26 protein-coding genes are annotated in these 26,056 nt (G+C 32.8%); 10 read left to right on the plus strand and 16 right to left on the minus strand.

Going from position 1 to position 26,056, the window contains the following annotated elements; translation table 11 throughout:
* The first annotated feature begins 131 nt into the window (after positions 1-131).
* Both C8N27_RS04930 and C8N27_RS04935 read left to right on the plus strand, forming a co-directional pair.
* Positions 132-2,516, plus strand: a complete 2,385-nt coding sequence (locus C8N27_RS04930; RefSeq protein WP_121146502.1) for a ribonucleoside-diphosphate reductase subunit alpha — start codon at positions 132-134, stop codon at positions 2,514-2,516.
* An 83-nt stretch (positions 2,517-2,599) separates the two neighbouring features.
* A complete protein-coding gene (locus C8N27_RS04935; RefSeq protein ID WP_121146503.1) occupies positions 2,600-3,937 on the plus strand; it encodes a deoxyguanosinetriphosphate triphosphohydrolase in 1,338 nt (445 codons plus the stop codon).
* 61 nt (positions 3,938-3,998) lie between these two features.
* On the opposite strand, the gene C8N27_RS04940 is transcribed toward C8N27_RS04935, so the two are convergent.
* Complete coding sequence (locus C8N27_RS04940; RefSeq protein ID WP_099214978.1) at positions 3,999-4,571, minus strand: DUF3109 family protein; 573 nt, start codon at positions 4,569-4,571, stop codon at positions 3,999-4,001.
* A 109-nt stretch (positions 4,572-4,680) separates the two neighbouring features.
* On the opposite strand from C8N27_RS04940, the gene C8N27_RS04945 reads away from it, so the two are divergent.
* From C8N27_RS04945 to C8N27_RS04955, 3 genes are read left to right on the plus strand one after another with little or no spacing between them, the layout of a single operon-like run.
* Complete coding sequence (locus tag C8N27_RS04945) at positions 4,681-5,262, plus strand: MarC family protein (protein ID WP_099214979.1); 582 nt, start codon at positions 4,681-4,683, stop codon at positions 5,260-5,262.
* 1 nt (position 5,263) lies between these two features.
* Complete coding sequence (locus C8N27_RS04950) at positions 5,264-5,878, plus strand: FAD-dependent oxidoreductase (RefSeq protein WP_121146504.1); 615 nt, start codon at positions 5,264-5,266, stop codon at positions 5,876-5,878.
* 16 nt (positions 5,879-5,894) lie between these two features.
* Positions 5,895-7,304, plus strand: coding sequence for an endonuclease (locus C8N27_RS04955; RefSeq protein ID WP_167444724.1), 1,410 nt, complete (start codon positions 5,895-5,897; stop codon positions 7,302-7,304).
* Between the two features lie 221 nt (positions 7,305-7,525).
* Here the strand turns inward: C8N27_RS04955 and C8N27_RS04960 are convergent, their stop codons facing one another.
* The 6 genes from C8N27_RS04960 to C8N27_RS04985 all read right to left on the minus strand — a co-directional run bounded on the left by C8N27_RS04960 (position 7,526) and on the right by C8N27_RS04985 (position 13,072).
* Positions 7,526-8,272, minus strand: coding sequence for a succinate dehydrogenase/fumarate reductase iron-sulfur subunit (locus C8N27_RS04960; protein WP_099214981.1), 747 nt, complete (start codon positions 8,270-8,272; stop codon positions 7,526-7,528).
* A 9-nt stretch (positions 8,273-8,281) separates the two neighbouring features.
* Positions 8,282-10,297, minus strand: a complete 2,016-nt coding sequence (locus C8N27_RS04965; protein WP_121146505.1) for a fumarate reductase/succinate dehydrogenase flavoprotein subunit — start codon at positions 10,295-10,297, stop codon at positions 8,282-8,284.
* Between the two features lie 12 nt (positions 10,298-10,309).
* Entirely contained in the window at positions 10,310-10,987 is a 678-nt protein-coding gene (locus C8N27_RS04970) for a succinate dehydrogenase cytochrome b subunit (protein ID WP_121146506.1), read from the minus strand.
* Positions 10,988-11,170: 183 nt separating this feature from the next.
* The gene (locus tag C8N27_RS04975; RefSeq protein WP_121146507.1) at positions 11,171-11,755 is read right to left on the minus strand and encodes an alpha-ketoglutarate-dependent dioxygenase AlkB; all 585 of its coding nucleotides are present in this window, start codon (positions 11,753-11,755) and stop codon (positions 11,171-11,173) included.
* Positions 11,756-11,764: 9 nt separating this feature from the next.
* Positions 11,765-12,451 (minus strand): alpha/beta fold hydrolase, encoded by a 687-nt coding sequence (locus tag C8N27_RS04980; RefSeq protein ID WP_121146508.1) that lies wholly within the window; start codon positions 12,449-12,451, stop codon positions 11,765-11,767.
* Positions 12,452-13,072, minus strand: coding sequence for a DUF6973 domain-containing protein (locus C8N27_RS04985; protein ID WP_121146509.1), 621 nt, complete (start codon positions 13,070-13,072; stop codon positions 12,452-12,454).
* 82 nt (positions 13,073-13,154) lie between these two features.
* On the opposite strand from C8N27_RS04985, the gene C8N27_RS04990 reads away from it, so the two are divergent.
* From C8N27_RS04990 to C8N27_RS05000, 3 genes are all read left to right on the plus strand, one after another.
* Entirely contained in the window at positions 13,155-14,000 is an 846-nt protein-coding gene (locus tag C8N27_RS04990) for a helix-turn-helix domain-containing protein (RefSeq protein ID WP_121146510.1), read from the plus strand.
* 388 nt (positions 14,001-14,388) lie between these two features.
* Positions 14,389-14,946 (plus strand): carboxymuconolactone decarboxylase family protein, encoded by a 558-nt coding sequence (locus tag C8N27_RS04995; RefSeq protein WP_099214988.1) that lies wholly within the window; start codon positions 14,389-14,391, stop codon positions 14,944-14,946.
* A 103-nt stretch (positions 14,947-15,049) separates the two neighbouring features.
* A complete protein-coding gene (locus tag C8N27_RS05000) occupies positions 15,050-15,412 on the plus strand; it encodes a cupredoxin domain-containing protein (protein ID WP_121146511.1) in 363 nt (120 codons plus the stop codon).
* A gap of 77 nt (positions 15,413-15,489) precedes the next feature.
* Here the strand turns inward: C8N27_RS05000 and C8N27_RS05005 are convergent, their stop codons facing one another.
* The 9 genes from C8N27_RS05005 to C8N27_RS05045 all read right to left on the minus strand — a co-directional run bounded on the left by C8N27_RS05005 (position 15,490) and on the right by C8N27_RS05045 (position 22,797).
* A complete protein-coding gene (locus C8N27_RS05005) occupies positions 15,490-15,912 on the minus strand; it encodes a hypothetical protein (protein ID WP_121146512.1) in 423 nt (140 codons plus the stop codon).
* Positions 15,909-16,139 carry a PLD nuclease N-terminal domain-containing protein gene (locus tag C8N27_RS05010; RefSeq protein ID WP_244174714.1) on the minus strand — a complete coding sequence of 77 codons (231 nt, stop codon included), beginning with the start codon at positions 16,137-16,139 and terminating at the stop codon, positions 15,909-15,911. Before C8N27_RS05010 ends, C8N27_RS05005 begins: the two co-directional genes overlap by 4 nt.
* Before the next feature lie 111 nt (positions 16,140-16,250).
* On the minus strand, positions 16,251-17,543 hold the full coding sequence (locus C8N27_RS05015) for an aminopeptidase P family protein (RefSeq protein ID WP_121146514.1): 1,293 nt from the start codon (positions 17,541-17,543) through the stop codon (positions 16,251-16,253).
* A gap of 73 nt (positions 17,544-17,616) precedes the next feature.
* The gene (locus C8N27_RS05020) at positions 17,617-18,201 is read right to left on the minus strand and encodes a Crp/Fnr family transcriptional regulator (protein ID WP_121146515.1); all 585 of its coding nucleotides are present in this window, start codon (positions 18,199-18,201) and stop codon (positions 17,617-17,619) included.
* 82 nt (positions 18,202-18,283) lie between these two features.
* Positions 18,284-19,066 carry a DUF4382 domain-containing protein gene (locus C8N27_RS05025; RefSeq protein WP_121146516.1) on the minus strand — a complete coding sequence of 261 codons (783 nt, stop codon included), beginning with the start codon at positions 19,064-19,066 and terminating at the stop codon, positions 18,284-18,286.
* A gap of 110 nt (positions 19,067-19,176) precedes the next feature.
* Complete coding sequence (locus tag C8N27_RS05030) at positions 19,177-20,499, minus strand: DEAD/DEAH box helicase (RefSeq protein WP_121146678.1); 1,323 nt, start codon at positions 20,497-20,499, stop codon at positions 19,177-19,179.
* 132 nt (positions 20,500-20,631) lie between these two features.
* Entirely contained in the window at positions 20,632-20,886 is a 255-nt protein-coding gene (locus C8N27_RS05035) for a hypothetical protein (protein ID WP_099214995.1), read from the minus strand.
* A 76-nt stretch (positions 20,887-20,962) separates the two neighbouring features.
* Complete coding sequence (locus C8N27_RS05040) at positions 20,963-21,928, minus strand: succinylglutamate desuccinylase/aspartoacylase family protein (RefSeq protein WP_121146517.1); 966 nt, start codon at positions 21,926-21,928, stop codon at positions 20,963-20,965.
* Complete coding sequence (locus C8N27_RS05045) at positions 21,895-22,797, minus strand: ATP-grasp domain-containing protein (RefSeq protein ID WP_121146518.1); 903 nt, start codon at positions 22,795-22,797, stop codon at positions 21,895-21,897. Before C8N27_RS05045 ends, C8N27_RS05040 begins: the two co-directional genes overlap by 34 nt.
* 142 nt (positions 22,798-22,939) lie before the next feature.
* Here C8N27_RS05045 and C8N27_RS05050 point away from each other — a divergent pair, with 142 nt between their 5' ends.
* Both C8N27_RS05050 and C8N27_RS05055 read left to right on the plus strand, forming a co-directional pair.
* Positions 22,940-25,765, plus strand: a complete 2,826-nt coding sequence (locus tag C8N27_RS05050; RefSeq protein WP_121146519.1) for a VPS10 domain-containing protein — start codon at positions 22,940-22,942, stop codon at positions 25,763-25,765.
* Positions 25,766-25,818: 53 nt separating this feature from the next.
* Positions 25,819-26,031 (plus strand): zinc ribbon domain-containing protein, encoded by a 213-nt coding sequence (locus tag C8N27_RS05055; RefSeq protein WP_121146520.1) that lies wholly within the window; start codon positions 25,819-25,821, stop codon positions 26,029-26,031.
* Positions 26,032-26,056: the final 25 nt, after the last annotated feature.

The raw sequence follows: 26,056 nt of genomic DNA on the forward strand, positions 1-26,056 counted from the left end.
AGCTAGAGCACTTTTTTCAGTGTTTTAGCGTTATAATCGTTTCAAAAGAAACAAACTAGTATTAACATTTTATATGTTGTCATAAACAACTATGTTTTGGCGACGCTATTAACCAAAAAAACAATATCAATATGTATGTAGTAAAAAGAGACGGCAGAAAAGAGCCTGTGATGTTCGATAAAATCACAGCAAGGGTTAGAAAAATGTGTTATGGATTAAACAATATTGTTGATCCAGTAAAAGTAGCAATGCGTGTTATTGAAGGACTGTATGATGGGGTAACTACTTCTGAATTAGATAATTTAGCAGCTGAAATTGCTGCGACAATGACAACTGCGCATCCTGACTATGCGAAATTAGCAGCTAGAATTGCCGTATCTAACTTACATAAGAATACCAAGAAATCGTTTTCGGATACAATGACCGATTTATACGAGTACATTAATCCACGTACTGGAAATAAAGCTCCTTTACTAGCAGATGATGTGTATAAAATTATCATGGATAATGCTGATAAATTAGATTCAACAATTATCTATAGCCGTGACTTTAACTACGATTATTTTGGTTTTAAAACATTAGAGCGTTCTTACTTATTAAAATTAAACGGAAACATTGTTGAACGTCCGCAACAAATGTTAATGCGTGTTGCTATAGGTATCCATAAAGAAGATATTGATGAGGCAATTGCTACATACGAATTAATGAGTAAAAAATATTTTACCCATGCAACACCAACGTTATTTAACTCAGGTACACCAAAACCACAAATGTCATCTTGTTTCTTACTACAAATGCAAGATGATAGTATTGATGGAATTTATGATACTTTAAAACAAACAGCTAAAATTTCACAATCAGCTGGAGGTATTGGGTTATCTATTCACAATATTCGTGCTACTGGAAGTTATATTGCAGGTACTAACGGAACTTCAAATGGAATTGTACCTATGTTACGTGTATTTAACGATACAGCTCGTTATGTAGATCAAGGAGGAGGAAAGCGTAAAGGCTCATTCGCTATGTATTTAGAGCCTTGGCATGCTGATATTTTTGACTTTTTAGATTTGAAGAAAAATCATGGTAAAGAAGAAATGCGTGCGCGTGATTTGTTCTATGCTATGTGGATTTCAGATTTATTCATGAAGCGTGTACAAGAAGATGCTGATTGGACATTAATGTGTCCACACGAATGTCCTCATTTATACGATACCTATGGTGAAGAGTTTGAGCGTTTATATACAAGTTACGAAGCTGCTGGAAAAGGAAGAAAAACTATTAAAGCACGTGATTTATGGGAGAAAATCTTAGAATCACAAATTGAAACAGGTACTCCGTACATGTTATATAAAGATGCAGCAAACCGTAAGTCAAATCAAAAGAATTTAGGAACAATCCGTTCTTCAAACTTGTGTACAGAGATTATGGAGTATACTGCAGATGATGAAGTAGCAGTATGTAACTTAGCCTCTATTGCAATACCAATGTTTGTTGCTGAAGATGAAAACAGTAATAAGTTCTTTGATCACAAAAAGTTATTTAAAGTAACTAAAAAGGTTATCAGAAATTTAGATACGGTAATTGATCGTAATTATTATCCAGTAAAAGAAGCAGAAAACTCAAACTTCCGTCATCGTCCGGTAGGATTAGGAATTCAAGGGTTAGCAGACGCTTTTATCATGTTACGTTTACCATTTACTTCAGAAGAAGCAAAGAAATTAAATCAAGAAATTTTTGAAACTTTATATTTTGCTGCTGTAACCTCATCAATGGAAGTAGCTAAAACTAAAGGAGCTTATTCAACTTACAAAGGATCTCCAATGTCACAAGGAGAGTTCCAACACAATATGTGGGGAATTAAAGATGAAGAATTAAGTGGTCGTTGGGATTGGGCTAAGTTACGTAAAGATGTAAAAAAACATGGAGTTCGTAACTCGTTATTAGTAGCGCCAATGCCTACAGCATCTACTTCTCAAATCTTAGGAAACAACGAAGCGTTTGAACCATACACTTCTAATATTTACACACGTAGAGTATTATCAGGAGAGTTTATTGTAGTAAATAAGCACTTATTAGAAGATTTAGTAGAATTAGGTTTATGGGATAACAATATGAAAGAGGATATTATGCGTGCAAATGGATCTATCCAACATATTGACATAATTCCTCAAGAACTAAAAGATTTATACAAAACAGTTTGGGAAATGAGTATGAAAGATATTATCGATATGGCACGCCATAGAGGATACTTTATTGATCAATCTCAATCGTTAAACTTATTTATGAAAGACCCTGACTATGCGAAGTTAACTTCTATGCATTTTTATGCTTGGAAATCTGGATTAAAGACAGGAATGTATTATTTACGTACAAAATCTGCTGTAAATGCGAAGCAGTTTACGTTAAATGTAGAAAAGAAAGAAGAAGATAAGCCAATGAGCCCAGAAGAATTTAAGGCGATGGTTGAAGCTTCTAAAGAAGCAGGTCCAGATGATTGTTTAATGTGTGGGTCTTAATTAGAATTAAATTAAAAGTGATAAAGAGAAGTCGAAAGGCTTCTCTTTTTTAGTATTTTCGAAAAAATTTTTTACTCATAATGATGAACTGGGAACAACTCCTTTCTTTAAAGCGTTTTGGTGATACTCAAAAACGTGAGCGAGCAAAACAAGACGAAACTCGTTTGGGTTTTGAGGTAGATTTTGATAGAATTATATTTTCATCGGCTTTTCGTAGTCTACAAGACAAAACACAGGTAATTCCATTATCAAAAACTGATTTTGTCCATACACGTTTAACGCATAGTTTAGAAGTATCAGTTGTAGGGCGTACGTTGGGACGAAGAGTAGGTAAAGAGCTGTTAGAGCGTCATCCACACTTAAAAGAATTAGGGTATACTTTTAATGATTTTGGTGCCATTGTAGCTGCAGCATCGGTAATGCATGATATAGGAAACCCCCCGTTCGGACATTCAGGAGAAAAAGCCATTGGAGAATACTTTAAAACAGGAAAAGGGCTTCAGTATAAAGATCAATTAACTGATTCGGAATATCAAGATTTAATAGATTTTGAAGGAAATGCCAACGGATTTAAAATTCTTACAGAAAACAGAGAAGGAGTTCAAGGTGGTTTACGTTTGTCGTATGCGACTCTAGGAGCTTTTTTAAAGTACCCTAAAGAGAGTTTACCAAAGAAACCAACCAGTCATATAGTAGATAAGAAATACGGCTTTTTTCAGTCAGAAAAAGATGCTTTTTTAGATGTAGCTCAAGATTTAGGATTATTAAAAAAGGAATCTGAAGGAGTTTCTTATTACCGACATCCATTAGCGTATTTAGTAGAAGCAGCAGATGATATTTGTTATACAATTATCGATTTTGAAGATGGAATCAATCTAGGTTTAATCGAAGAAGATTATGCTTTAGAGTATATGATTATGTTGGTAAAAGATGCTATTGATAGCAAAAAATACCATTCATTACAACACACTAAAGATCGGGTAAGTTATTTACGAGCTTTAGCCATAGGAGTATTAATTAATGAAGCAGTGACTATCTTTTTAGATAATGAAGAAGCCATTTTAAATGGAACATTTGATAAAGGATTGTTAGATAAGTGTAAATATGAAGCTCAGATTAATGATATTATTAAAATAAGCGTTGATAAAATTTACAGAAGTAAAGAAGTTGTTGAAAAAGAAGTAGCAGGATATAAAATTATTGCAGATTTATTAGATGTTTTTGTAACAGCTTTAAATAATAAATTTGATAGTAGACAATCTAATTATGATAAGTTAGTATTGAACTTAATTCCACAAGAGTATCAACAAGAAAAAGAAAGCCTATACGATAGAATTATGCAAATCTCTAGCTACGTCGCAGGTTTATCTGATGGGTATGCTATTCGTTTACACAGAAAAATAATGGGGAATATTAGTTAGTTATGAACTTCATAAAATAAAAAAGAGATGTTATTTAGCATCTCTTTTTTATTTTATATAATTATTTTTTTAGTTGTTTCTCAGCAATTTTTTCAAGCTCATCATACCAATTTTGTCCAAATTTTCTAATTAAAGCTTGTTTTACAAATTTGTATACAGGAACACTCAACTCTTTTCCTAAAGAGCAAGCATCGTCACAAATTTCCCATTTGTGGTAGTTTACAGCTGCAAACTCACTATAATCTTTTACACGAACAGGGTACAAATGACAAGAAACAGGCTTTTTCCAATCCACAATACCTTGGTTATATGCTTCTTCAATGGCACATAGGGCAGTGCCCTTATCATCAAAAATAACATAGGCACAATCAGCATCATTAATTAAGGGAGTTTCTAGTTCACCAAAATCACTAGTAACCCAAGTACCTTGCTTTTCAATAGCTTCAATTCCTTCTTTTCGTAAAAACGGTTTTATCTTAGGGTAAATTTCCTCTAAAATTGTTGTTTCCTCTTTTTCAAGGGGTGCACCTGCATCACCATCTATACAACAAGCTCCTTTGCATGCAGATAAGTTACAGACAAACTCTTTTTCTATAAGGTCTTCTGAAACTATTGTTTTTCCTAATTGAAACATAATTTGTGTTTAAAATTGGAAGTTTGTATTAACTTCCCGTAAATTTAAATGCAAAAATACTAGATTGTAACATTACTTATATAATTTTGCACGCGAAAATATATCAACTATGGACTTTAACTTCAAAGAAATTTTTACTGCCTTTATGGTATTGTTTGCGGTAATTGATATTGTTGGAAACATTCCTATCATTATTGATTTACGTAAAAAAGTAGGACACATTCAATCAGAAAAAGCTTCTGTAATAGCAGGATTTATTATGATTCTGTTTTTATTCTTAGGACAGCGACTATTAAATTTAATAGGTATAGATGTACACTCATTTGCAGTAGCAGGTGCATTTATTTTATTTTTTCTAGCATTAGAAATGATATTAGGAATTACTCTTTATAAAGAAGATGATGAAGAAGCATTAAGTGCAACGGTTTTTCCGTTAGCATTTCCATTAATTGCAGGCCCTGGTAGTTTAACAACATTACTTTCATTACGAGCAGAATTTAATCTTGAAAATATTATTGTAGCTGTTTTATTAAATGTAATTGTAATTTATATTGTGTTAAAAACATCTAGTAAGATTGAAAAAGTAATTGGGCCAAACGGAATTAAAATTATTAGAAAAATATTTGGTGTAATTTTATTAGCTATAGCAGTTAAATTATTTGCAGCTAATTTTAAAATGTTGATAGCGTAATATGATTTTTGATGTACTCATTGTAGGAGGTGGAGTATCAGGAATGCAATGTGCCTTAGTTTTAGGTTCTGCACTTACTAAAGAATATGCCAAGGGTAAAAAAGTAGGTATTATAATGCATCAGCGTTCTTCTCACTTGCAAGATGCGCTTTTTAACAATGTCCTTGGGTTAGTTCCTGGAACTTTAGGAAAAGATATTTTAGAGGAGGGTAGAGGTCAGTTAGAAGAATTATACCCTGAAGTATCTCAAATTGAGAATGAAAAAGTAATAGCTGTTTTTGAAGAGGAAAATAAGTACAAAGTTGTTACAAACAAAAAAGAATATTACAGTAATAATGTAGTTATTGCACTCAATTACTCTAAGCCTTTTGATATAGCAGGATTAGAACAATATGTAGAACGTCATATTCGTGCAAATGCAATAAAGGACAGAATACAACTACGTAATTTTAATCATCTAATTAAAGAAGGGCTATATGTCTGTGGAACTTTAGCAGGTTGGAGAAGTCAGTTTGCAATAGCAGCCGGTAGTGGAGCAAGTGTAGCGACAGATATTTTAACTCTATGGAATGATAATGTGCCTACCAAAGTACATGATAAACATAAAAAAGATTAATTATTTAATATAAATCATGAAGAAATTAATAGGAGTAATAGCAATGTTAGCATTGTTTATTAACTGTGGGGGAAGTGACAGTGAAGTTGTACCACCAAAAGAAGATAAGGTTATTGCTCTAAATGACTCTTACGATGTAACAGAAGATACAGCTTCTGAATTAAACTTCTTATCAAATGATACGTATACGCAAGGAAGTGTAGAAGTGTCTTTTCCTTCAACTTCTAAGGAAAATGGTGTAATAACTCAAGCCAACAATAAAATCACCTATACACCAGCTAAAAGTTTCGTAGGAGTAGATTCTTTTACTTATACAATATGTAGTACAAAAGAAGAAGATAAATGTGCAACAGCAACAGTAAGTATAACTGTTGTAGATCAAGGGAATCCAGAAGCAAAAGATGATGCTTATACTACACAAAAAAACACAGAAATTACGATTAGTAATTTCTTAGAAAATGACAGTCTAATTGATGATGCGCAATTAGATGCTATTAACAGTTCTAATGCAAAAGGATCAGTTACCTTAAATAGTAATGGAACAATAACATATATACCACAAGCTGATTTTGTAGGTAATGACACGTTTACGTATACAATTTGTGATGATGATGCTACAAAAAGTTGTTCTGCAGCCACTATAACCATTAAGGTAGAAGAGCCTTCTAATAATGCAGGGAGTTTTAATATACCTTCTGAATTAGCTGAATATTATAAAAATACCGATTTCAAATTGACGGGTAATGCCTTAAAAGAAGAATTAGCTACAACGATAATAAGCACAAATACTACCAACTTATCATATACTCCTGGTGTATGGGACGTATTAAAACAATCTGATTTAGATCCTACAGACAATACTAAGGTGGTTTTAATTTATGGTTATGACGATACAGATGGTAATTATGTAACAGATAGAACTCGTAGTAAAGACGCAAATGGCGGAAATACAGGAGACTGGAATAGAGAGCATGTGTTTCCAAAATCACTAGGAACGCCTGATTTAGGTACATCTGGTCCAGGAGCAGATGCACATCATTTAAGACCATCAGATGTGAGTTTTAACTCTCAAAGAGGAAATAAACTATTTGCTACTGGTTCTGGAAATGCAGGAGATGTTTCTGGAAACTGGTATCCAGGTGATGAATGGAAAGGTGATGTAGCACGTATGATGATGTATATGTACTTACGTTATGGTAGTCAATGTTTACCAAAAAATGTAGCTGTAGGATCTGTTGTAGCGTCAGATAGTAATATGGTTGATTTGTTATTAGAGTGGAATGCTCAAGATCCTGTTTCAGATTTAGAAATACAACGAAACAATATTGTTGCTAATGAACAAGGAAATAGAAACCCATTTATTGATAACCCTTACCTAGCTACAGTAATTTGGAGTGGTAATGAAGCTGAAAATACTTGGAAATAAAGTATAAGTAAAATTAAAGAAGCAAAAGCCTGAGTATATGCTCAGGCTTTTTTGAATTAATAATAGATAGTCCCCCACAGATTATCATATTGTAATCATTAGCGACAAATGTATCTTCTTTTTATTCTTTTAAATTATAAAAAGGCATGAGTGTGTAAATATCAAGCATAAAAAAACCGAAGCGTTAGCTTCGGTTTTTTCTATATAAGTAAGGTTGTGTTTTATCCTTTAAAACTAGCTTTTAAGAACTCAGAGTTCATACGAGCAATGTTTTCTAAAGAAATTCCTTTAGGACATTCAATTTCACAAGCTCCAGTGTTTGTACAGTTACCAAAACCTTCTAAATCCATTTGAGCAACCATGTTTTTAACACGCTCAGTAGCCTCTACTTGACCTTGAGGTAGTAAAGCATACTGAGATACTTTAGCTCCCACAAATAACATTGCAGAAGAGTTTTTACATGTAGCTACACAAGCACCACAACCAATACAAGTTGCAGCATCCATAGCTTTATCAGCATTTTCTTTAGGAACTAAGATAGCATTTGCATCTGTGGTGTTTCCTGACGTGTTTACTGAAATATAACCACCTGCTTGTTGAATTCTTTCAAAAGAACCTCTATCAACTACTAAATCTTTAATTACTGGAAAAGCAGCAGCTCTAAATGGCTCAATTGTAATAGTGTCGCCATCTTTAAACATACGCATGTGTAACTGACAAGTAGTTACTCCACGGTCAGGGCCATGTGCTTCACCGTTAATGTACATAGAACACATACCGCAAATTCCTTCACGACAGTCGTGATCGAATGCTACAGGCTCTTCACCAGTGTTTACTAATTGTTCATTTAATACGTCCATCATTTCTAAGAAAGACATATGCTCAGAAATATCGGTCACCTTATATTCGACCATTTTTCCTTTATCACTTGCGTTTTTTTGACGCCAAATTTTAAGTGTTAAATTCATAATTCTCTCTTATTTGTATGAACGTTGTTTTAATTCAATATCGTTAAACTCTAATTCTTCTTTGTGTAAAACAGCATCAGCTGGTTCACCTTTATATTCCCAAGCAGCAACGTAAGCAAAATTAGCATCATCACGTTTTGCTTCTCCTTTTTGAGGCCCGTCTAATTCAACAGACTCTTCTCTAAAGTGACCTCCACAAGATTCTGTTCTGTTTAAGGCATCTTTAGCGAATAATTCTCCAAGCTCTAAAAAATCAGCAACTCTTCCTGCTTTTTCTAATTCTGGGTTCATTTCATTCGCATCTCCTGGAACAGTTACGTTTTTCCAGAAGTCTTCGCGTAACGCTTTAATTTCAGCCATAGCTTCTTTTAAACCTTGTTCGTTACGTGCCATTCCACATTTTTCCCACATGATTTTTCCTAATTTCTTGTGGTAATAATCTACAGAATGTTCTCCTTTATTGTTAATGAAGAAATTGATACGATCTTTAACTGCTTTCTCAGCTTCTTCAAATTCTTTAGTTTCAGTTGAAATTTTACCTGTACGGATATCATTAGATAAGTAATTACCGATTGTATAAGGTAATACGAAATATCCGTCAGCTAAACCTTGCATTAATGCAGAAGCTCCTAAACGGTTAGCACCGTGATCAGAGAAGTTTGCTTCACCAATAGCATAACAACCATCAATGGTAGTCATTAAGTTATAATCTACCCAAATTCCACCCATTGTATAGTGAGTTGCAGGATAAATCATCATTGGTGTTTTATACGGATTGTCATCAACAATCTTCTCATACATTTGGAATAAGTTCCCGTATTTAGCCTCTACTACTTTTTCACCTTCCTCAATAATTTTTTCTTGAGTAGGGTTTTTAATTCCGTGTAATTTACACTGCTCTTTACCGTAACGTTCAATCGCCGATTTAAAATCTAAGTAAACAGCCTCTCCTGTAGCGTTTACACCATAACCAGCATCACAACGCTCTTTTGCAGCACGAGAAGCTACATCACGAGGTACTAAGTTACCAAATGCAGGATATCTTCTTTCTAAGTAATAATCTCTATCTTGTTCAGCAATTTGAGTTGGTTTTAATTTTCCTTCTCTAATTGCTAATACATCTTCCATTTTCTTAGGAACCCAAATACGACCATCATTACGTAACGATTCTGACATTAAGGTTAATTTAGACTGGTAGTCACCTGAACGAGGAATACAAGTTGGGTGAATTTGCGTGTAACAAGGGTTTGCAAAGAATGCTCCTTTTTTGTGAACTTTCCAAGCTGCTGTTGCATTAGACCCCATTGCGTTGGTTGATAAGAAATACACATTTCCGTATCCACCAGAAGCAATTACTACTGCGTGTGCAGAGTGACGCTCAATTTCACCAGTAACTAAGTTACGAGCAATAATACCACGAGCCTTTCCATCAACAATTACCAAGTCTAACATTTCATGACGATTGAACATTTCAATCTTACCACGAGCAATTTGACGGTTCATTGCTGAATAAGCTCCTAATAATAACTGCTGACCAGTTTGGCCTTTCGCATAGAAAGTACGAGATACTAATACCCCACCAAACGAACGGTTATCTAATTGTCCACCATAATCACGAGCAAAAGGAACTCCTTGTGCCACACATTGATCGATGATGTTTGCAGAAACCTCAGCTAAACGGTAAACGTTTGCTTCACGAGAACGGTAATCTCCACCTTTTACTGTATCGTAAAATAAACGGTAAAAAGAGTCACCATCTCCTTGATAGTTTTTTGCAGCGTTAATACCACCTTGTGCTGCAATAGAGTGTGCACGACGAGGTGAATCTTGGTAAGCAAAAGCTTTAACGTTATATCCTAATTCTGCTAAAGTTGCAGAAGCAGAACCACCCGCTAAACCAGTACCTACTACAATAACGTCAATTAAACGCTTGTTAGCAGGGTTTACCAAGTCAATTTTATCTTTATAAGTTGTCCATTTATCTTTTAATGGACCTTTTGGAATTTTTGAATCTAAAGTTGCCATACTTGTTGCGTATTAGTGATTGAAATGATGAAATAATGCAATAATTACGAATCCTAACGGAATTAAGATTGCGTAAAGCTTACCAAAAGTTTTCAATCCTTTAGTATATTTATTATTTGCTCCCACAGATTGGAAAGCAGAATTAAATCCGTGTAATAAGTGTAAAGCTAAGAATACAAAAGCAATTACATAAGCACCAACTCTAATAGGGCTTAAGAATTTGTGTTGTAATTCATGGAAGTACCTAAACTCACCATTGTGTAAACCACTCCAATCACCTTGAATAAATTTGGTGTTGATTTCAGGAAACCAAAAATCGATAAAGTGTAATACAATAAATGCTAAAATAGCAGCTCCACTGTAAATCATGTTTCTACTCATCCAAGTAGAATTTGCAGCTCCGTTATTTTTAGCATAGCTAACTTTACGTGCACTTTTGTTTTTAATTTCTAAGATGAATCCCATTACAAAGTGAAACACTACACCAATAATTAAAATTGGTTGCATTACATATTGAATTAACGGATTCGTCCCCATAAAGTGCGACAATTTGTTAAATGTTGCTCCGTTATCTGGAAAAATCGAAGTAATGTTAATTGCAAAATGTTGTAATAAGAAAAACATCAGGAAGAATGCCGAAAGTGCCATGGCAAACTTTCTTCCGATAGAAGATTTTAGTAATCCGCTCATTATTTTGTTTGTTGATTAAATAATAGCACAAATTTAAGAGGATGACAGTACTTGAACAAACTTTACGAATTGTTTTCTTAAATATTTAGAATGGGTTTAAATAATAGTTTTAAAAAACTGTTTTTCTTAATGTTTATGAGGGTATGAATGGAGGTGAGTCAATGTTTTTGTTTGTAGATGCTTTTAAAAACCGTATTTTCTAAACGTTAAATTAACTCTTGGGTTTAAATATTTAGGGTTTTCGGGTAGGCTATGTTCATAGTATTCTTGACAGCGTTCTTCCATAACCAACAAACTTCCGTGCTTTAAAAGTATTTTGTTTTCAACCATCGTTTTGTTTTCTCGGATATAAAATAAACGTTCTTCACCTAAACTAATTGAAGGAATAATATCAGTGTTTCCAAAAGCCATTTTATCTGAGTGATAATCAATACCAGAGTTTCCATCAGGATAATAAATACAAACACAAGTTTTAAATTCTTGTCCAGTAAGTTCTTCAATCTGTTTTTTTATTGGAAACATATATTTTGGCCATTCCATAATGTTTCCCCAATCTGATTTTGGAAAAACATTTTTCCTTATCAAATCAGAGTCAACAAACATTAATTTACCAAAGTTATATTTAATTACATCACCAGAAGGAAGTTTCATTTCCATCATATTAGTGAGTTCAGAGAGGATTGTTAATTGCTTAAATAACTCTGTAGCATCTTTTTTAGTTAAAAAATTAGGGCTGTAACTGATAACATTGTTAATATTAGTTGACATTTTATATTGTTAGTTGATGGTTAAGTTCAGTATTGATGCCAATTCTTCAGGTTTTTCAAGAGGAACTATATGACCACAATTCTGAATCATTATATATGTTCCTTTTTCAGTTTTATTGGTAAACTCTTTTAGTTTTTTTGGGTTGATAAGCGCATCATTTTCGGCAGCAAGAAAAAGGATAGGTATGTTTAAATTTAAAACTTTTTGTGAAATATTTAATCTAGTTGAAGTTGCTTTTAATTGACGGAGTAGTACATCTTTTCCTAAATCAGCATCCATTTTTTTAATAACAGAAATAATTTCGGAATTACTGTGATTATCTGGATGTAGAAATTGTTGAATTCTTGCTTGAGAGATTCCTTTGTAGGTGTGTTTTTCTAAAAAGTCAATAGTGCTTTTTCTCAGTTGAATTTCTGAATCACTCAATCCATCAGTGTTGGCAGCAACTACAACTAACTTTTTTACTTTTTCAGGATAATGAACACTAAAGTTCATGGCGGAAAATCCACCTAAAGAAAACCCAATAATTGTAGCAGGTTCTTCAATGTGATTCAGTATAATTTGATTAATTTCCTCAAAAGAATTAGCAGGAGTAATATCGATATAAATTGGAAGGATGTTTTTTAGTTTAGGAAAAACATATTGCCACAAATCTATTGTGCACATTGTACCTGAAATTACATATACTTTTTGCATTTACCTTTTGTAATTAGAATTAACCAAACATTTGTTGTTTTTCCATTTTCCGACTAGTGATTTTTTAGGAATCACCTCATCATTACAGGTTAAAAAGGTGCCTTTTTTATCTTTTTTTATAACCTTTAACTTTCCTTGGAGTATAGCATTGATTACTCTATATATTAATCCTTTTTTCGGAAGATTATCGTCTTTTCTAGAAAGTGTTAAGCCAATTTCGTTGTTAAATAAATCCATTTCAGAAGAAATTTGATCAGGAATAACACCATCTTCTAACTTTCTGTCTTTGTATGTTTTGTAGTTGTCTTTTTCGTGAGCCTTACCAAGTGAACGGGCTGCGTTTTCTCCAATTTCTTGTTGTAATAAAGCCATCCAAAAAGCATGACGAAATGCATCTACTTGTCCGCCTGCATGATCCCTGTCTAGTAGGGGAGAAACTCTTAGAGAGTCACTTACTCTTGATGCTTCACGTGAAACAATAAAAGCTTTTTTAGCTTTAAAAGGGTGGAGTAGTACCCATGTTTTTTGAGCTCTTTGTAGTTTTTTAAATTGATGCCAGTTGGATTGGGCGTTGGTTACAAGATTAAAAATCATGAAAACTATGATAAATACTTTTTGCATTAAAATATTTTTTTAAATCAAAGATACATTGGTTTTGTCAGCTCTTCCTGTTTTTTTCGACAAACGATAAAACTATGTAAAAATGGCGGTACAAGATATTCAAAACTATTCCTATCAAAATATTTTTTCGTTACAAACAGTTCAGTTTGAAGAATTATGTGTGGTAAACTCACCACAGCAAATAGATCAATACAAAGTATTTTGGATAAAAGAAGGAACAGGTAGGTATAACATCGATTTTAAAAGTTATTCTTTTGAAGATGGAGTATTGTTTTTTTTATCACCAGGACAAGTGTTTTCAGTAGAATCAGAAAAAATTAAAGAAGCTTATCAACTTAGTTTTACTAGAGATTTTTACTGTATTCAAACGCACGATGCTGAGGTATCGTGTAATGGAGTATTGTTTAATAATATATATGAAACACCTTTTGTAGTACCTTCAGGAAAAGAAGTCTCAAAATTAGATTTTATTCTTCAAAATTTAATAGAGGAGTTTGAGTTAGAAGAAACAGCCCAATACGATATGTTACAATCGCTTTTAAAACAATTTATTGTATATTCTGTACGGATAAAAAAAGAAAAAGATGTTGTAAAGGAGAGTGTAGAAACCAAGCTTTTTAAAGATTTTAGTTTATTGGTAGAACAAAATTTTAAAAAGATACACCGAGTTACAGAATATGCCTATCGGTTAGGTTTATCACCAAAATCACTAACAAAACACCTTCAAAAAATAGGAACAGAAACACCAAGCGACTTTATAAAAAATAGAATTATAACCGAAGCAAAAAGGTTGTTGTTATATACAGATGATTCTATTAAAGAAGTTGCTTTTGATTTAGGATTCAATGACCCTGCGTACTTTTCTCGATTTTTTACAAAATCTACTGGGCAATCGCCAAAACAATTTAAAAGAAGCTATAGCTTATAAAAGAAAAAACCACGCAACGCGTGGTAAACTACACAACTAATAAAGTTTTTTGTTACACTAATACAAACAACCTTTTTTCGACGAGATAAAAGTACTACAGTAAACATGTTAATACGTTACCTGTACTTTATGAAACCGTGAATAAAAAGCTAGCTTTTTGTAAGAAAACTGTTAGCAAAACAGTATGTCCAAGTTTTAAGAACCTTTGTCCATTTTTTAAGGTCTATTCCTGTCGCACCTTTGTACCAGAATTCAAAAACAAGGAATTATGAGAACAGAAATTAACCAATGCCCAAATTGTTGGGGATATCAAGAATACGACGAGCAGTTTCCAGAAAGAGAATTATGTAACTGCGAAAAAATAAACTAAAAAGACAACATTAAAATTATGAGTACAAGAATTGAAACTTTAGATCCAGAAACCACAACAGGAAAATCAAAAGAATTGTTTGATGCAGTTCAAAATAAGTTAGGATTTATTCCAAACCTAATTAAAGTAATGGGGAATTCACCAGCACTTTTACAAAGTTATTTAAGCTTAGGAGAATTAAACGGAAGTGGAAACTTTTCAAACAAGTTTAGAGAGCAATTAGCTTTAGTTATTGCAGAAGAAAATGAATGTAACTATTGTTTATCTGCACACACAGCCATAGGAAAAAATAATGGTTTATCAGAAGAAGAAATTGAACAAAATAGACAAGCTGAGGCTTCTGATGCAAAAACCAAAGCAGGTTTAAAATTTGCACAAAGTGTTACAAAAAACAAAGGAAATGTGAGTTCAGCAGAAATAGCTGAGGTAAAAGCAGCAGGATATAATGACGGAGATATTTTAGAAATCGTTTTAAATGTTGTTGCAAATACCTTAACAAATTATGTAAACCATATTGCAGAAACCGAAGTTGATTTTCCAAAAGTAGAAGCAGGAAAATTTAAACAAAACGCATAAAAAACGAATAGCTCTTGTAGCTTTATTAACAGAGTGTAGTTATGGGGTTTTGGTTGCAAAGCTATTCGTCTTAAAAAAAGTAAAACCATAAAAATCAATAAAAATGAAAAAAGTAGTAGCTATTTTAGTATTATTAGTAGGATTTGCATTTACAGCAAATGCACAAAAAGCAAAAACCATTTCTTTAGAACAAACAAAAGGAAAGTTTACCCAACAGTCTTTAACACTTTCTGAAGGAACTTATGTTTTTGAAATTTCTAATAAAAATGTTGGACATGATGTAGGTTTTGTATTAGCGCCAAAGGGAAAAACAGATGAAAAGCATCATATAAAAAATGCATACGTAACATCTTTGGTAAAAAACAATAGTAAGTCAAGCTCTAAAAAAGTAACCTTAACAAAAGGAGAGTACGTTTACTTTTGCCCGTTGAATCCAACACCTCAATACACTTTAACGGTGAAGTAATAATTAAAATTTGATTAATAATTTTAAAGAGCCCTTATTTAGGGCTCTTTTGTGTTTTTAATAAAAAAAGATTTTATTTATTCAACACGTGAAAACATGCTTCCTAGTCCGTCGTAATTATTATCGGAAATCTCTAAGACGTTAGGTTTTGTAACTCTAATGATTCCTGACAGTATAATTCCAGAAATTTGTTGGTCACCAGATAGTTGTATGAATCTTTCTTCTTTATTTGAATAAATAGCTTTTTTCATTGTTAGAGTATAGGTACCTTTTAAAGTTTCTTTACCATCTTCAAAAATTGAAAACTGATAGTTTTTTTCTAAGGTAAGTTGTACTTTTTTACCAAGTGACTCAGGGGTTTTATGAATGTGGTTTCCAAAACCACCATCGGTATTGGTCCAATTCCAAGTTCCGACCAAATCGGAATTATCAAATTTGTTTATTTGGCTAGAAGCACATGAAATAAGTGCGAAAGCGAATATGTAAAGTAGGTTTTTCATCGTGAAGGGTTTTTGTTTATTTTTTGTTCTCTTCCAATTAGGAAATATAAAACATTACCAAAAAAGTTAGCTAATAAAACAACGAGAATCCAAACAATTTTATTGTTTCCTTTAAACTCACTTTTTAAAATATCAACAAGAGCAATAATTGTTGGAATAATTTCAATTAAAATAATTAAGATTAAAATTAGTTGCCATACTCCAATCATTTCTAAATAAGTCATCATCACAACAATTTTTAAACACTTAAAATAGTAAAAAACAAGAAAAACAAAAACGCCATTAAAATTTCCAAAAAAAGGAGTTTTAATGACGTTTTAAAAGTATGGGAAATGATACTATTTATTCATAATATCTTCTATTTCGTCAGCTTCAATAGGTATGTTACGCATTAAGTTGAATGGCTCACCTGTTTCTTGAACAACAACATCATCCTCTAAACGAATACCAAAACCTTCATCAGGAATATAAATACCAGGTTCAACTGTAAATACTTGGTTTGCTTGCATTGGCTCATGTAACAATCCGTAGTCATGCGTATCTAGCCCCATGTGGTGAGAAGTACCGTGCATAAAATACTTTTTATATGCTGGCCAGTTAGGATCTTCGTTTTGAACATCTGCTTTGTCTAATAACCCTAAACCTAATAATTCCGAAGTCATTAATTTACCAACTTCAACATGATACTCAGCCCAAAGAGTTCCTGGAACTAACATTTTTGTCGCGTCATTTTTTACACGATTTACAGCATTATATACCTCTTTTTGTCTGTCTGTAAAACGTCCAGAAACAGGAATTGTACGAGACATATCTGATGAATAGTTAGCGTACTCAGCACCAACATCCATTAGAATTAAATCACCAGCCTTACATTGTTGGTTATTTTCAATGTAGTGTAACACGTTTGCATTGTTACCTGAAGCAATAATAGGTGTGTAAGCGAATTTCTTAGATCGATTTCTGATAAATTCGTGAATGTATTCTGCTTCAATTTCATACTCCCAAACACCTGGTTTTACGAAATCTAATACGCGTCTAAAACCTTTTTCAGTAATATCACAAGCCTTTTGAATTAAATCAATTTCAATTTGATCTTTTACTGAACGTAAACGTTGTAAAATAGGGTTACTTTTTGCAACTGAATGTGCAGGATATTTGTTTAATAACCATTTAGTAAAACGAGCTTCACGAGTTTCAGTTTCAACATTTGCACGATAGTGCTCGTTGGTATTAATATAAACGGTATCAGCTAAAGCCATCATTTCAGCTAATACTTTTTCTAAATCTTGTAACCAGTGTACGTTTTTAATCCCGCTAGTTTCTAAAGCCTTTTCTTTGGTTAGTTTTTCACCTTCCCAAACAGCAATATGCTCATTAGTTTCACGTAAAAATAGTACTTCACGTAAATTTTCTTTCGGACAATCAGGGAATAAAATTAAGATACTCTCTTCTTGATCAACACCACTTAAAAAGAAAATATCACGGTGTTGTTCAAAAGGTAAAGTGCTATCGGCACTTACAGGATAAATATCGTTTGAGTTAAAAACAGCTAAACTATTATGCTTCATTTGAGCCATAAAGTTTTTGCGATTTTTTATAAATAATTGACTGTTTATTGCGTCGTACTTCATAATGATTCAATTAAATTGATAAGATTCCCTCAAAAATACGGAAAGAAACTGTGCAAATATTAGCCATTTGGCGCTAATTTATATTTTTTCGAATTCTACTCATATGTCGAGTAGAGATTCCTAAAAATGAAGCTAAATAATGTAGTGGGACTTCTTGAAGTAATTTTGGTTCATTTACGAGTAGCTTTTTATAACGTTTTTCAGGAGTTAAGGTCAACAAATCAATACGGTAATCGTCAATTAAAAAAATTTGATTTTCTATAAAGTTGTAATAAAATTGATGAAAAGCCTTGTTGTTTTTCATTAGGTGTTTAAAATCATTAATTTTTAACCCCCAAAGTTTACAGGAGCTTAATGCTTTTATATTTTTAGGGGAAGGAGTTTGTTGCAAAAAACTCTTTAAGGATGAGGCGAATCCGTTTCTTAAAGCTAAATAGGTGGTTTTTTCTTGTCCAGAAACGGTAACAGCGTATTGTAAGATACCACTCTCTACAAAACAGAAATACCGACAAGCTTCTCCTTTTTTTACTAGAAATTCATTTTTTGATAAGGAAAACTCTTTAAAACAGTCAATAATTTCTGGAATTAAGGTGTTTAAGTTTTCATCATTTATGATGTTTTGTATGCGCTGTGTAATAGCTTTTTTAGAAGCGTCCATTTATGGAAATAAATTTTAGCTTAAAAGTATAAAAAAAGGATGCTTTTTACAGCATCCTTTGAAATAATTTATGTTAGGTGAGTTATTCTAACTCAACTGTTCCCATATCTGTATTTTCTCCTAATACTACAGTAACTTCTTCAACTGTTTTAGCAGTTAATCCAGAAGCTTCATCAGGATTAAAAGTTACGCTATAAGTACCAGCAGGTACTCCGTGTAACATAAATTTACCTTCTTCATTTGTTAAAGCAGTGATAGGTTCTTCGGTACCAGAAACAGCACTAACCTCTACTTGGTATTCAAAAGGATTTACCATTCCAGAAATAGCTCCAGAAGCAGCTTCAGTAGTTACTCTAATAGTTGGCTTTAAGCTGTAGTCACCAGTACCTTCAACTACGATTGACTTATCAACCATAAAATCTAAGATAAACGTGTACTTTACACCACCTACTAAATCTTGGTGTACGTTTAATTTTAATCCTGATTGTTGAGCGCTAGGGGTTGCTAAAGGAAAAGTTTCTCCATTTACAACAATAGAATTGTTATCACCTAAAACTAAGCGAATTTGACCAATTTTACCAGCAGGTATTTCAGTATCCACTAATAAAGCGTCAATACCACCTGTTAACTCAAGTAAGTTGTATACTTGTGGAGCAACGTTTCCAAGGCTTTGCCAACCATTTTCTTCGTCTCCAGAGTTAATCATAACATCCTGTACGTCGATGTTTACTTCATCGTAATCTCCAGGAGCATCTACCAAGCGTACTGCTACTTTAGACATTTGTGGGGTGTCGTCACTAGAACAGCTAATAAAAGCGGTAAAGAAAGTTGCTAATGCAACTAGTAATAAAACATGTTTTTTCATAATTATTGGTTTTTGTAATACACAGTAATTATAACAAGATTTATACCAAAATATTGCTTTGTTTAATTAGTAAGATTCTCAAATAACTGATAAAGAGCAAGATAGATTTGTTATTGAGGTGTTTTATTATTATTCCTTCTATTACGGTTGTTTCGCTTTCTAGGAGTATGTTTTTTTGAGTTTTCTGCTGAGGTTTTTTTTGTTTTTTTCTTTGGATCAGAAGAGGCTTTAAACGGCTTTTTAGCTGGTTTATTTCTAGGTTGCTGCTTTGGTCGTTCAGTTTTAATTTCATCTTTTATGGTAGATAAATCAAACCCTTCTAACTGAGAAACGATAATTTTTTGTCCTAATAACTTCTCAATACTTTTTAAGTATGCTTCCTCTTCTTGCGATACTAATGAAATAGCTTCTCCGCTAGCACCGGCTCTTCCTGTTCTACCAATTCGGTGTACATAATCTTCAGGAACGTTTGGAAGTTCAAAATTAATAACATGTGGTAGCAATGGAATGTCTAATCCACGAGCAGCAATATCAGTAGCTACCAAAACACGAATAGAGTTGTCTTTAAAGCCTTTTAAGGCTTTAGTTCTTGCTCCTTGACTTTTGTTTCCGTGAATAGCTGCGGCAGAAATTCCTCTTTTAATTAGTTTTTCAGTCAATCTATTAGCACCATGTTTAGTACGAGTAAAAATTAATACCTGACTCCAATTTCCTTTTGAAATTAATTGACCAACTAATTCGGTTTTCTTGCTTTTCGGAACTTTGTATAGTTTCTGATTTACTTTTTCAGCAGTCGTATTTTCAGGAGCTGCTTCAACCATCACAGGATTGTGTAAAATACCTTGCGCTAATTTTTTTATTTCTTTAGAAAAAGTAGCTGAAAACAATAAGTTTTGACGTTTTTGAGGTAAAAAAGAGATTATTTTTTTAATATCTCGTAAAAAACCCATGTCTAGCATTCTATCTGCTTCATCTAAAACTAAAACATCTACACGTTTTAAAGAAAGTTGATTTTGTTCGTGTAAATCTATTAATCTACCAGGAGTAGCTACCAAAACATCAATTCCGTTTTTAAGTGTTGCTATTTGTGAACTAGGTTTTACTCCGCCAAAAATAGCGGTAGATTTAATATTTAAATGTGTACTGTATTCGCGCACATTATCATATACCTGAGCTGCTAACTCTCTTGTAGGTGTTAGTACCAATGCTTTGATTGGACGATATTTTGGATTCTTTTTTTCTGATATGTTTTGTAAAATAGGCAAGGTAAACCCTGCTGTTTTACCTGTTCCGGTTTGTGCAGAAGCTAATACGTCTTTGCCTTCTAAAATAACTGGAATTGCTTTTTCTTGAATAGGAGAGGGAGTTTCATACCCTTTTTCGGTTACAGCTTTCACTAAAGCTTTTGATAAACCTAACGATGTAAATGTCATATATAATTCTTCAGTAGTACCTAAAGAAGACACTACTATGAGCCAACAAAGGTACTGCTATTTTATTGGGCTTCGGCTATAAATAAAAAAGACGCCTTATTAAGACGTCTTTTTTTAAGTTTTAGTATGTGTTTAACTTTTAGCCATGGCGCTTTTAATAACACCAACAATAACTAGTAAAACAGCTCCACCGACACCACTGGCTGCAATGTTACCGATAATACCAGAAATATCAACATTTAACATTCCTAGTAATTGAGCTCCTAGGCCTCCTCCTAAAATCCCAACGACAGAGTTCCAAATGGTACCTAAAGAAAACTTTTTTAACAATGCACCAGCAAGATTACCACCTACTGCCCCGCTTAATAAGCTAATAAGAAATTCCATAATTTATAATTTTTGATTAGTTAATTGGAATTAAAGTAAGTGAAAATTAACGTATAAAACAAATAAAATCAGATTGTTATATTTTACCCAAATGAAATAAAGCGTCGCCCATATTAATAATAGGGAAGTTGTTTTTAGCAATAATATAACTGTCATAAGGAGACTTTACTGAGAAATTAGTTTCTCCATAGGTATCCATAATATGTCCTAAAACCTGTCCTTTTTTTACTTTTTCTCCATTGTGAACAATAGGGGTAAATAAGCCCGCAACTTTAGCTCTAACCCATTTGTGTTTATTAATGTGTATTGAAGTTGGGTTTTTAGGTATTTCTATACTTTCTTTTACCATTTTAAAGTGTTTTAAAATACGAAGAGTTCCATTAATACCTTGTTGAATAGCTTTTTCTTCTAGTCTTAATGATTCTCCTCCTTCATATACAATTACAGGAATATTGTTTTTATAACATTGATTTCTAAAAGATTTTGGAATAAGTCTAGAGCCAAACATAAAAGGAGCATTAAAAATATTGGCTAGCTGAAGAGCTCTATCATCTTCAGGAGTATATCGTATTTGCGGAAAGTTATTTCGTTGTTCTCCTCCTGTATGAAAATCAATAGCAAAATCTACATTATTTGTAATCTCTTTCATTAAGTAATATGCCATTCTGCTTGCCAAAGAACCAGTTTTTGAACCTGGAAAACTTCTATTTACATCTTTGCCATGCATATCGCGAGACATGTTTAAAAAACCAAAAATGTTCAATAATGGAACTACAATAACACAACCACGATGAATTTTGTACGATTTATCAATTAACATTCTACGTACTAATTCAACACTATTTACTTCGTCACCATGTAAACCACCTTGTAGTAGAATAGTTGGCCCTAATTGGTCACCATTAAAAATATACACAGGAATTTCTATTAGAGTTCCTGTAGGCAATCTATCAATAGGAATTTTAATTAGTTTAGATTCACCTAAACCAATTTTTTGTCCACGAATTTCTATGATTCCGTTTTTAAAATTTTGTTCGAACATTTTTCTTCTAAAAATTTAATGATAGCCTTAGCAATATTATCCTTGGTGTAAGCTTCAATTCCTTGTAATCCAGGAGTCGAGTTAACTTCAATTAATAAGGGACCTCTTTTTGATCGTATCATATCAACGCCAGCAATAGGAAGTTCTAAGTATTGAGCTGCTTTAATAGCTATTTCTTCTTCCTCAGTAGTTAAAGTAACTTTGTGTCCACTTCCACCTTTATGAATATTAGAACGAAAATCTTCCTCCAGTCCTTTACGTTTCATAGAAGAGATTACTTTACCATTTACAACAAAAGCACGAATATCTTCACTGTTACTTTCTTTTATAAACTCTTGAAGTAAAATACTGGTATTAGTTCCGTGCATGGTATCTATGATAGACATGGCAGATTTTTTACTTTCAGCCAAAATTACACCTGAGCCGTGTGTTCCTTCTTGTAATTTAATAATTACAGGAGAGCCACCTAATAAATCTATTTGTTCACCAATATTTTCAGCGTCAACAGAAAAAACAGTCTGAGGAATAGGAAGTCCATTTCTGCTCATTATTTGTAAAGTACGAGCTTTGTTCTGTGCATCAACAATACCTAAATAACTAGCGGTACTATATACCCCGTTCATTTCAAATTCTTTTACAACGGTAGCCCCATGTTTCATAGCAGAAACACCTATTCTAGGAATAATTATATCAGGAATATCAATAATATTTTTACCTTGATATAGAATAGCAGGCTTACCATCGCCAAGTTTTATAGAACATTTTAAATGGTTTATAATTTCAACTTTATGTCCACGACGACGAGCTTCTTTGTATATTCTTTGTGTTGAATAAATTTGGTCACTAACAGAAAGAATAAAAATAGTCATAGCCTAAAAATTTTGAGGTTAAACAAAGCTAATAATTTTTTTGTTTGACAAGAGCTTCAAAAAGAAGTCTCTCAATATTCTGTTAATTTTTTTGAAATACTATTAGCTTACAGTATTTTCACTTCTTCTAAACCAAATTATAATGAGAATCTTAGCCAAAGTTTTTATCGCTTTATTTCCGTTTACAGTAGTTGCTCAACAGCCTACATCAGCAGAAAAAATGCAGCAAGCTTTACAACAAAAGCAAGCTTTAATTACAAACTCCATCGTAAAAAATATACCGTTTAAAAACATTGGACCTACAGTGATGAGTGGACGTGTGGTAGATATTGATGTAAATCCAGAAAATACTACAGAGTTTTATGTAGGATATGCTTCAGGAGGAGTATGGCATACCAATAATAACGGAACGACTTTTACTCCAGTTTTAGATAATTCTCCAACACAAAATGTGGGTGATATTGCTGTAGATTGGAAAAATGGGACAATTTGGGTAGGTACAGGAGAAAATAATTCTTCTCGTTCGTCATATGCTGGGATTGGAATTTTAAAATCTACCGATAAAGGTAAAAATTGGACAAATGTAGGGCTACTAGATTCACATCACATAGGTCGTATTTTAATCAATCCAAACAATCCTGATGAGGTAATTGTTGGTTCTATTGGTCATTTATACTCATCAAACAAAGAAAGAGGAGTTTTTAAAACTACTGATGGAGGAAAAACTTGGGCAAAAACCTTATTTATTAATGAAAACACAGGGATTATAGATATTCAACCAGTACCAAACAACTTCAATATTTTATATGCTGCTGCTTGGGAACGCGAGCGTAAAGCATGGAATTTTGATGGAGACGGGAAAAATTCAGCAATTTATAAATCGACTGATGCAGGAAATACTTGGACTAAAATTTCTGATAATAATGGTTTTCCAAATGGTAAAGGAGTTGGTAGAATAGGGTTAGCCGTATATGACGAAAACACAGTATACGCTTTTCATGATAATCAATTCCGAAGAAAAAAAGACTCTACTAAAAATGCAAAAGGATCTGGTGCTCTGACAAAAGAAGAGCTTGCATCAGTTTCAACTGATGAGCTTTTAAATATGAAAGACAAAAAATTGAATTCATATATCAAAATGAATGGTCTTCAGGAGAAATATCGTGCAGAAAATATTAAACAAATCATTCGCTCAAGCCCAGGAGAAATAAGTCCAAGTGATTTGGTTGGTTACTTAAAAGATGCTAATGCTGCATTATTCGACACTCCAGTAATAGGAGCTGAGGTTTTTAAAACTACCGATGGAGGAAAAACTTGGAAAAAAACACATGAGGGTCATTTAGATGATTTATACTATTCGTATGGATATTATTTTGGAGAAATTCGTGTTGATCCACAAGACCAAAATGGAATTTATGTATTGGGAGTTCCAATTTTAAAATCGAAAGATGGTGGAAAAACATTTAAATCTATTAGCAAAGAAAATGTTCATGCTGATCATCAAGCATTGTGGGTAAATCCTAAAAAACAAGGACACTTAATTGATGGGAATGATGGTGGGTTGAATATCTCTTATGATGACGGTGAAAGCTGGATTAAATTAAATCAGCCAGCAGTTGGGCAGTTTTATACGGTATATGCCGATAATCAAGAAAACTATAAGGTGTATGGAGGAATGCAAGATAATGGCGTTTGGGTTGGAAATCACAATGCAAAAATTGACAAAAGTTGGCATCAAACAGGAAAGAATCCTTATGAAAGTTTAATGGGAGGTGACGGTATGCAAGTTGCTGTTGATGATAGAAACCCAAACATTGTGTATACAGGATATCAATTTGGAAACTATTATCGAATAGATAGAGCTACAGGAAAACAAACTTATATTCAACCAAAACCAGAAAAAGATAAACCAGCATATCGATTCAATTGGCAAACTCCTATTCAGTTATCAAAACATAATCAAGACATCTTGTATTTAGGAGGAAATAAGTTACACCGCTCACTAAATAAAGGTGATAATTGGGAAGAAATCTCAGGAGATTTAACCAAAGGAGAAAAGGAAGGAAATGTAGCTTACGGAACATTAACCACCATTTCTGAAAGCCCATTTCAATTTGGACTAATCTATGTAGGTTCTGATGATGGATTGGTACAGGTGACTAAAAACGGAGGAGGAAGTTGGGAGAGGGTTTCAAATTCTTTTCCACAAAATTTATGGGTAAGTCGTGTAATAGCTTCAAAATATAAAAAAGAACGAGTGTATGTTACCTTAAACGGATACCGTTTTGACGATTTTACTCCGTATGTATACGTGTCTGATGATTATGGAAAAACATGGAAAAACATCAGTAATAATATTCCAACTTCTGCGGTAAATGTGATTAAGGAAGACCCTGAAAAAGAAAATATCCTATACCTAGGAACCGATAACGGATTGTATGTTTCTTTTAATCAAGGTTCAACATGGGAGGCTTTTAGTAACGGATTACCAAATGTAGCGGTACACGATTTAGTAATTCAACCCAAAGCAAAGCATTTATTAGTAGGAACACACGGGCGTAGTTTGTACAAAGCAAATATTACTTCTTTACAAGAATTTGATAATAAAGAGGCTGTTTTCAGCATTAAGGATATTAAGAAAAGAAAATCTTGGGGTAGTTCTTGGAGTAAATGGTTAGAACCAAATACACCAAAAATTACAATTCCGTTTTATGTAAATGCAGATAAAGAAGTTGTATTAGAAGTATACTCAGATAAAGTTTTGGTAAACACTATAAAAACGAATATAACAAAAGGGTTTAATGAAGTGGTGTATGATGTTTCTTTTTCTGAAAAAGGAAGAAAAAAGTACTTAAAGAAACACAAAGAAGCTGAGATAAAAAAAGCAAAGAACGATAAATACTATTTGCCAAAAGGAAAATATAAAGTAACGATGGGTGAGTTGAATCAAACATTTGAAATAAAGTAGTTTGTAACATTTTTTAATTTTTCGACTCTTATAAATAAAAACTAAAAGTATTTATGAGTAAGCCATTAAATTATACCTGTCCAAAATGTGATAATAAAACCTATGAAGTAGCTGAAATGAGGGCTACTGGAGGGACATTGTCTAAAATTTTTGATGTACAAAACAAAAAGTTTACGAGTGTAACATGTAAAAGATGTAGTTATACTGAGTTTTACAAAGCGAGAACGAGTGCTTTAAGCAACATATTCGATTTCTTTACGAATTAATAAACACGTCATTTCGAACGAAGTG

The organism is Tenacibaculum discolor (assembly GCF_003664185.1).
Classification (GTDB): Bacteria; Bacteroidota; Bacteroidia; order Flavobacteriales; family Flavobacteriaceae; genus Polaribacter; species Polaribacter discolor.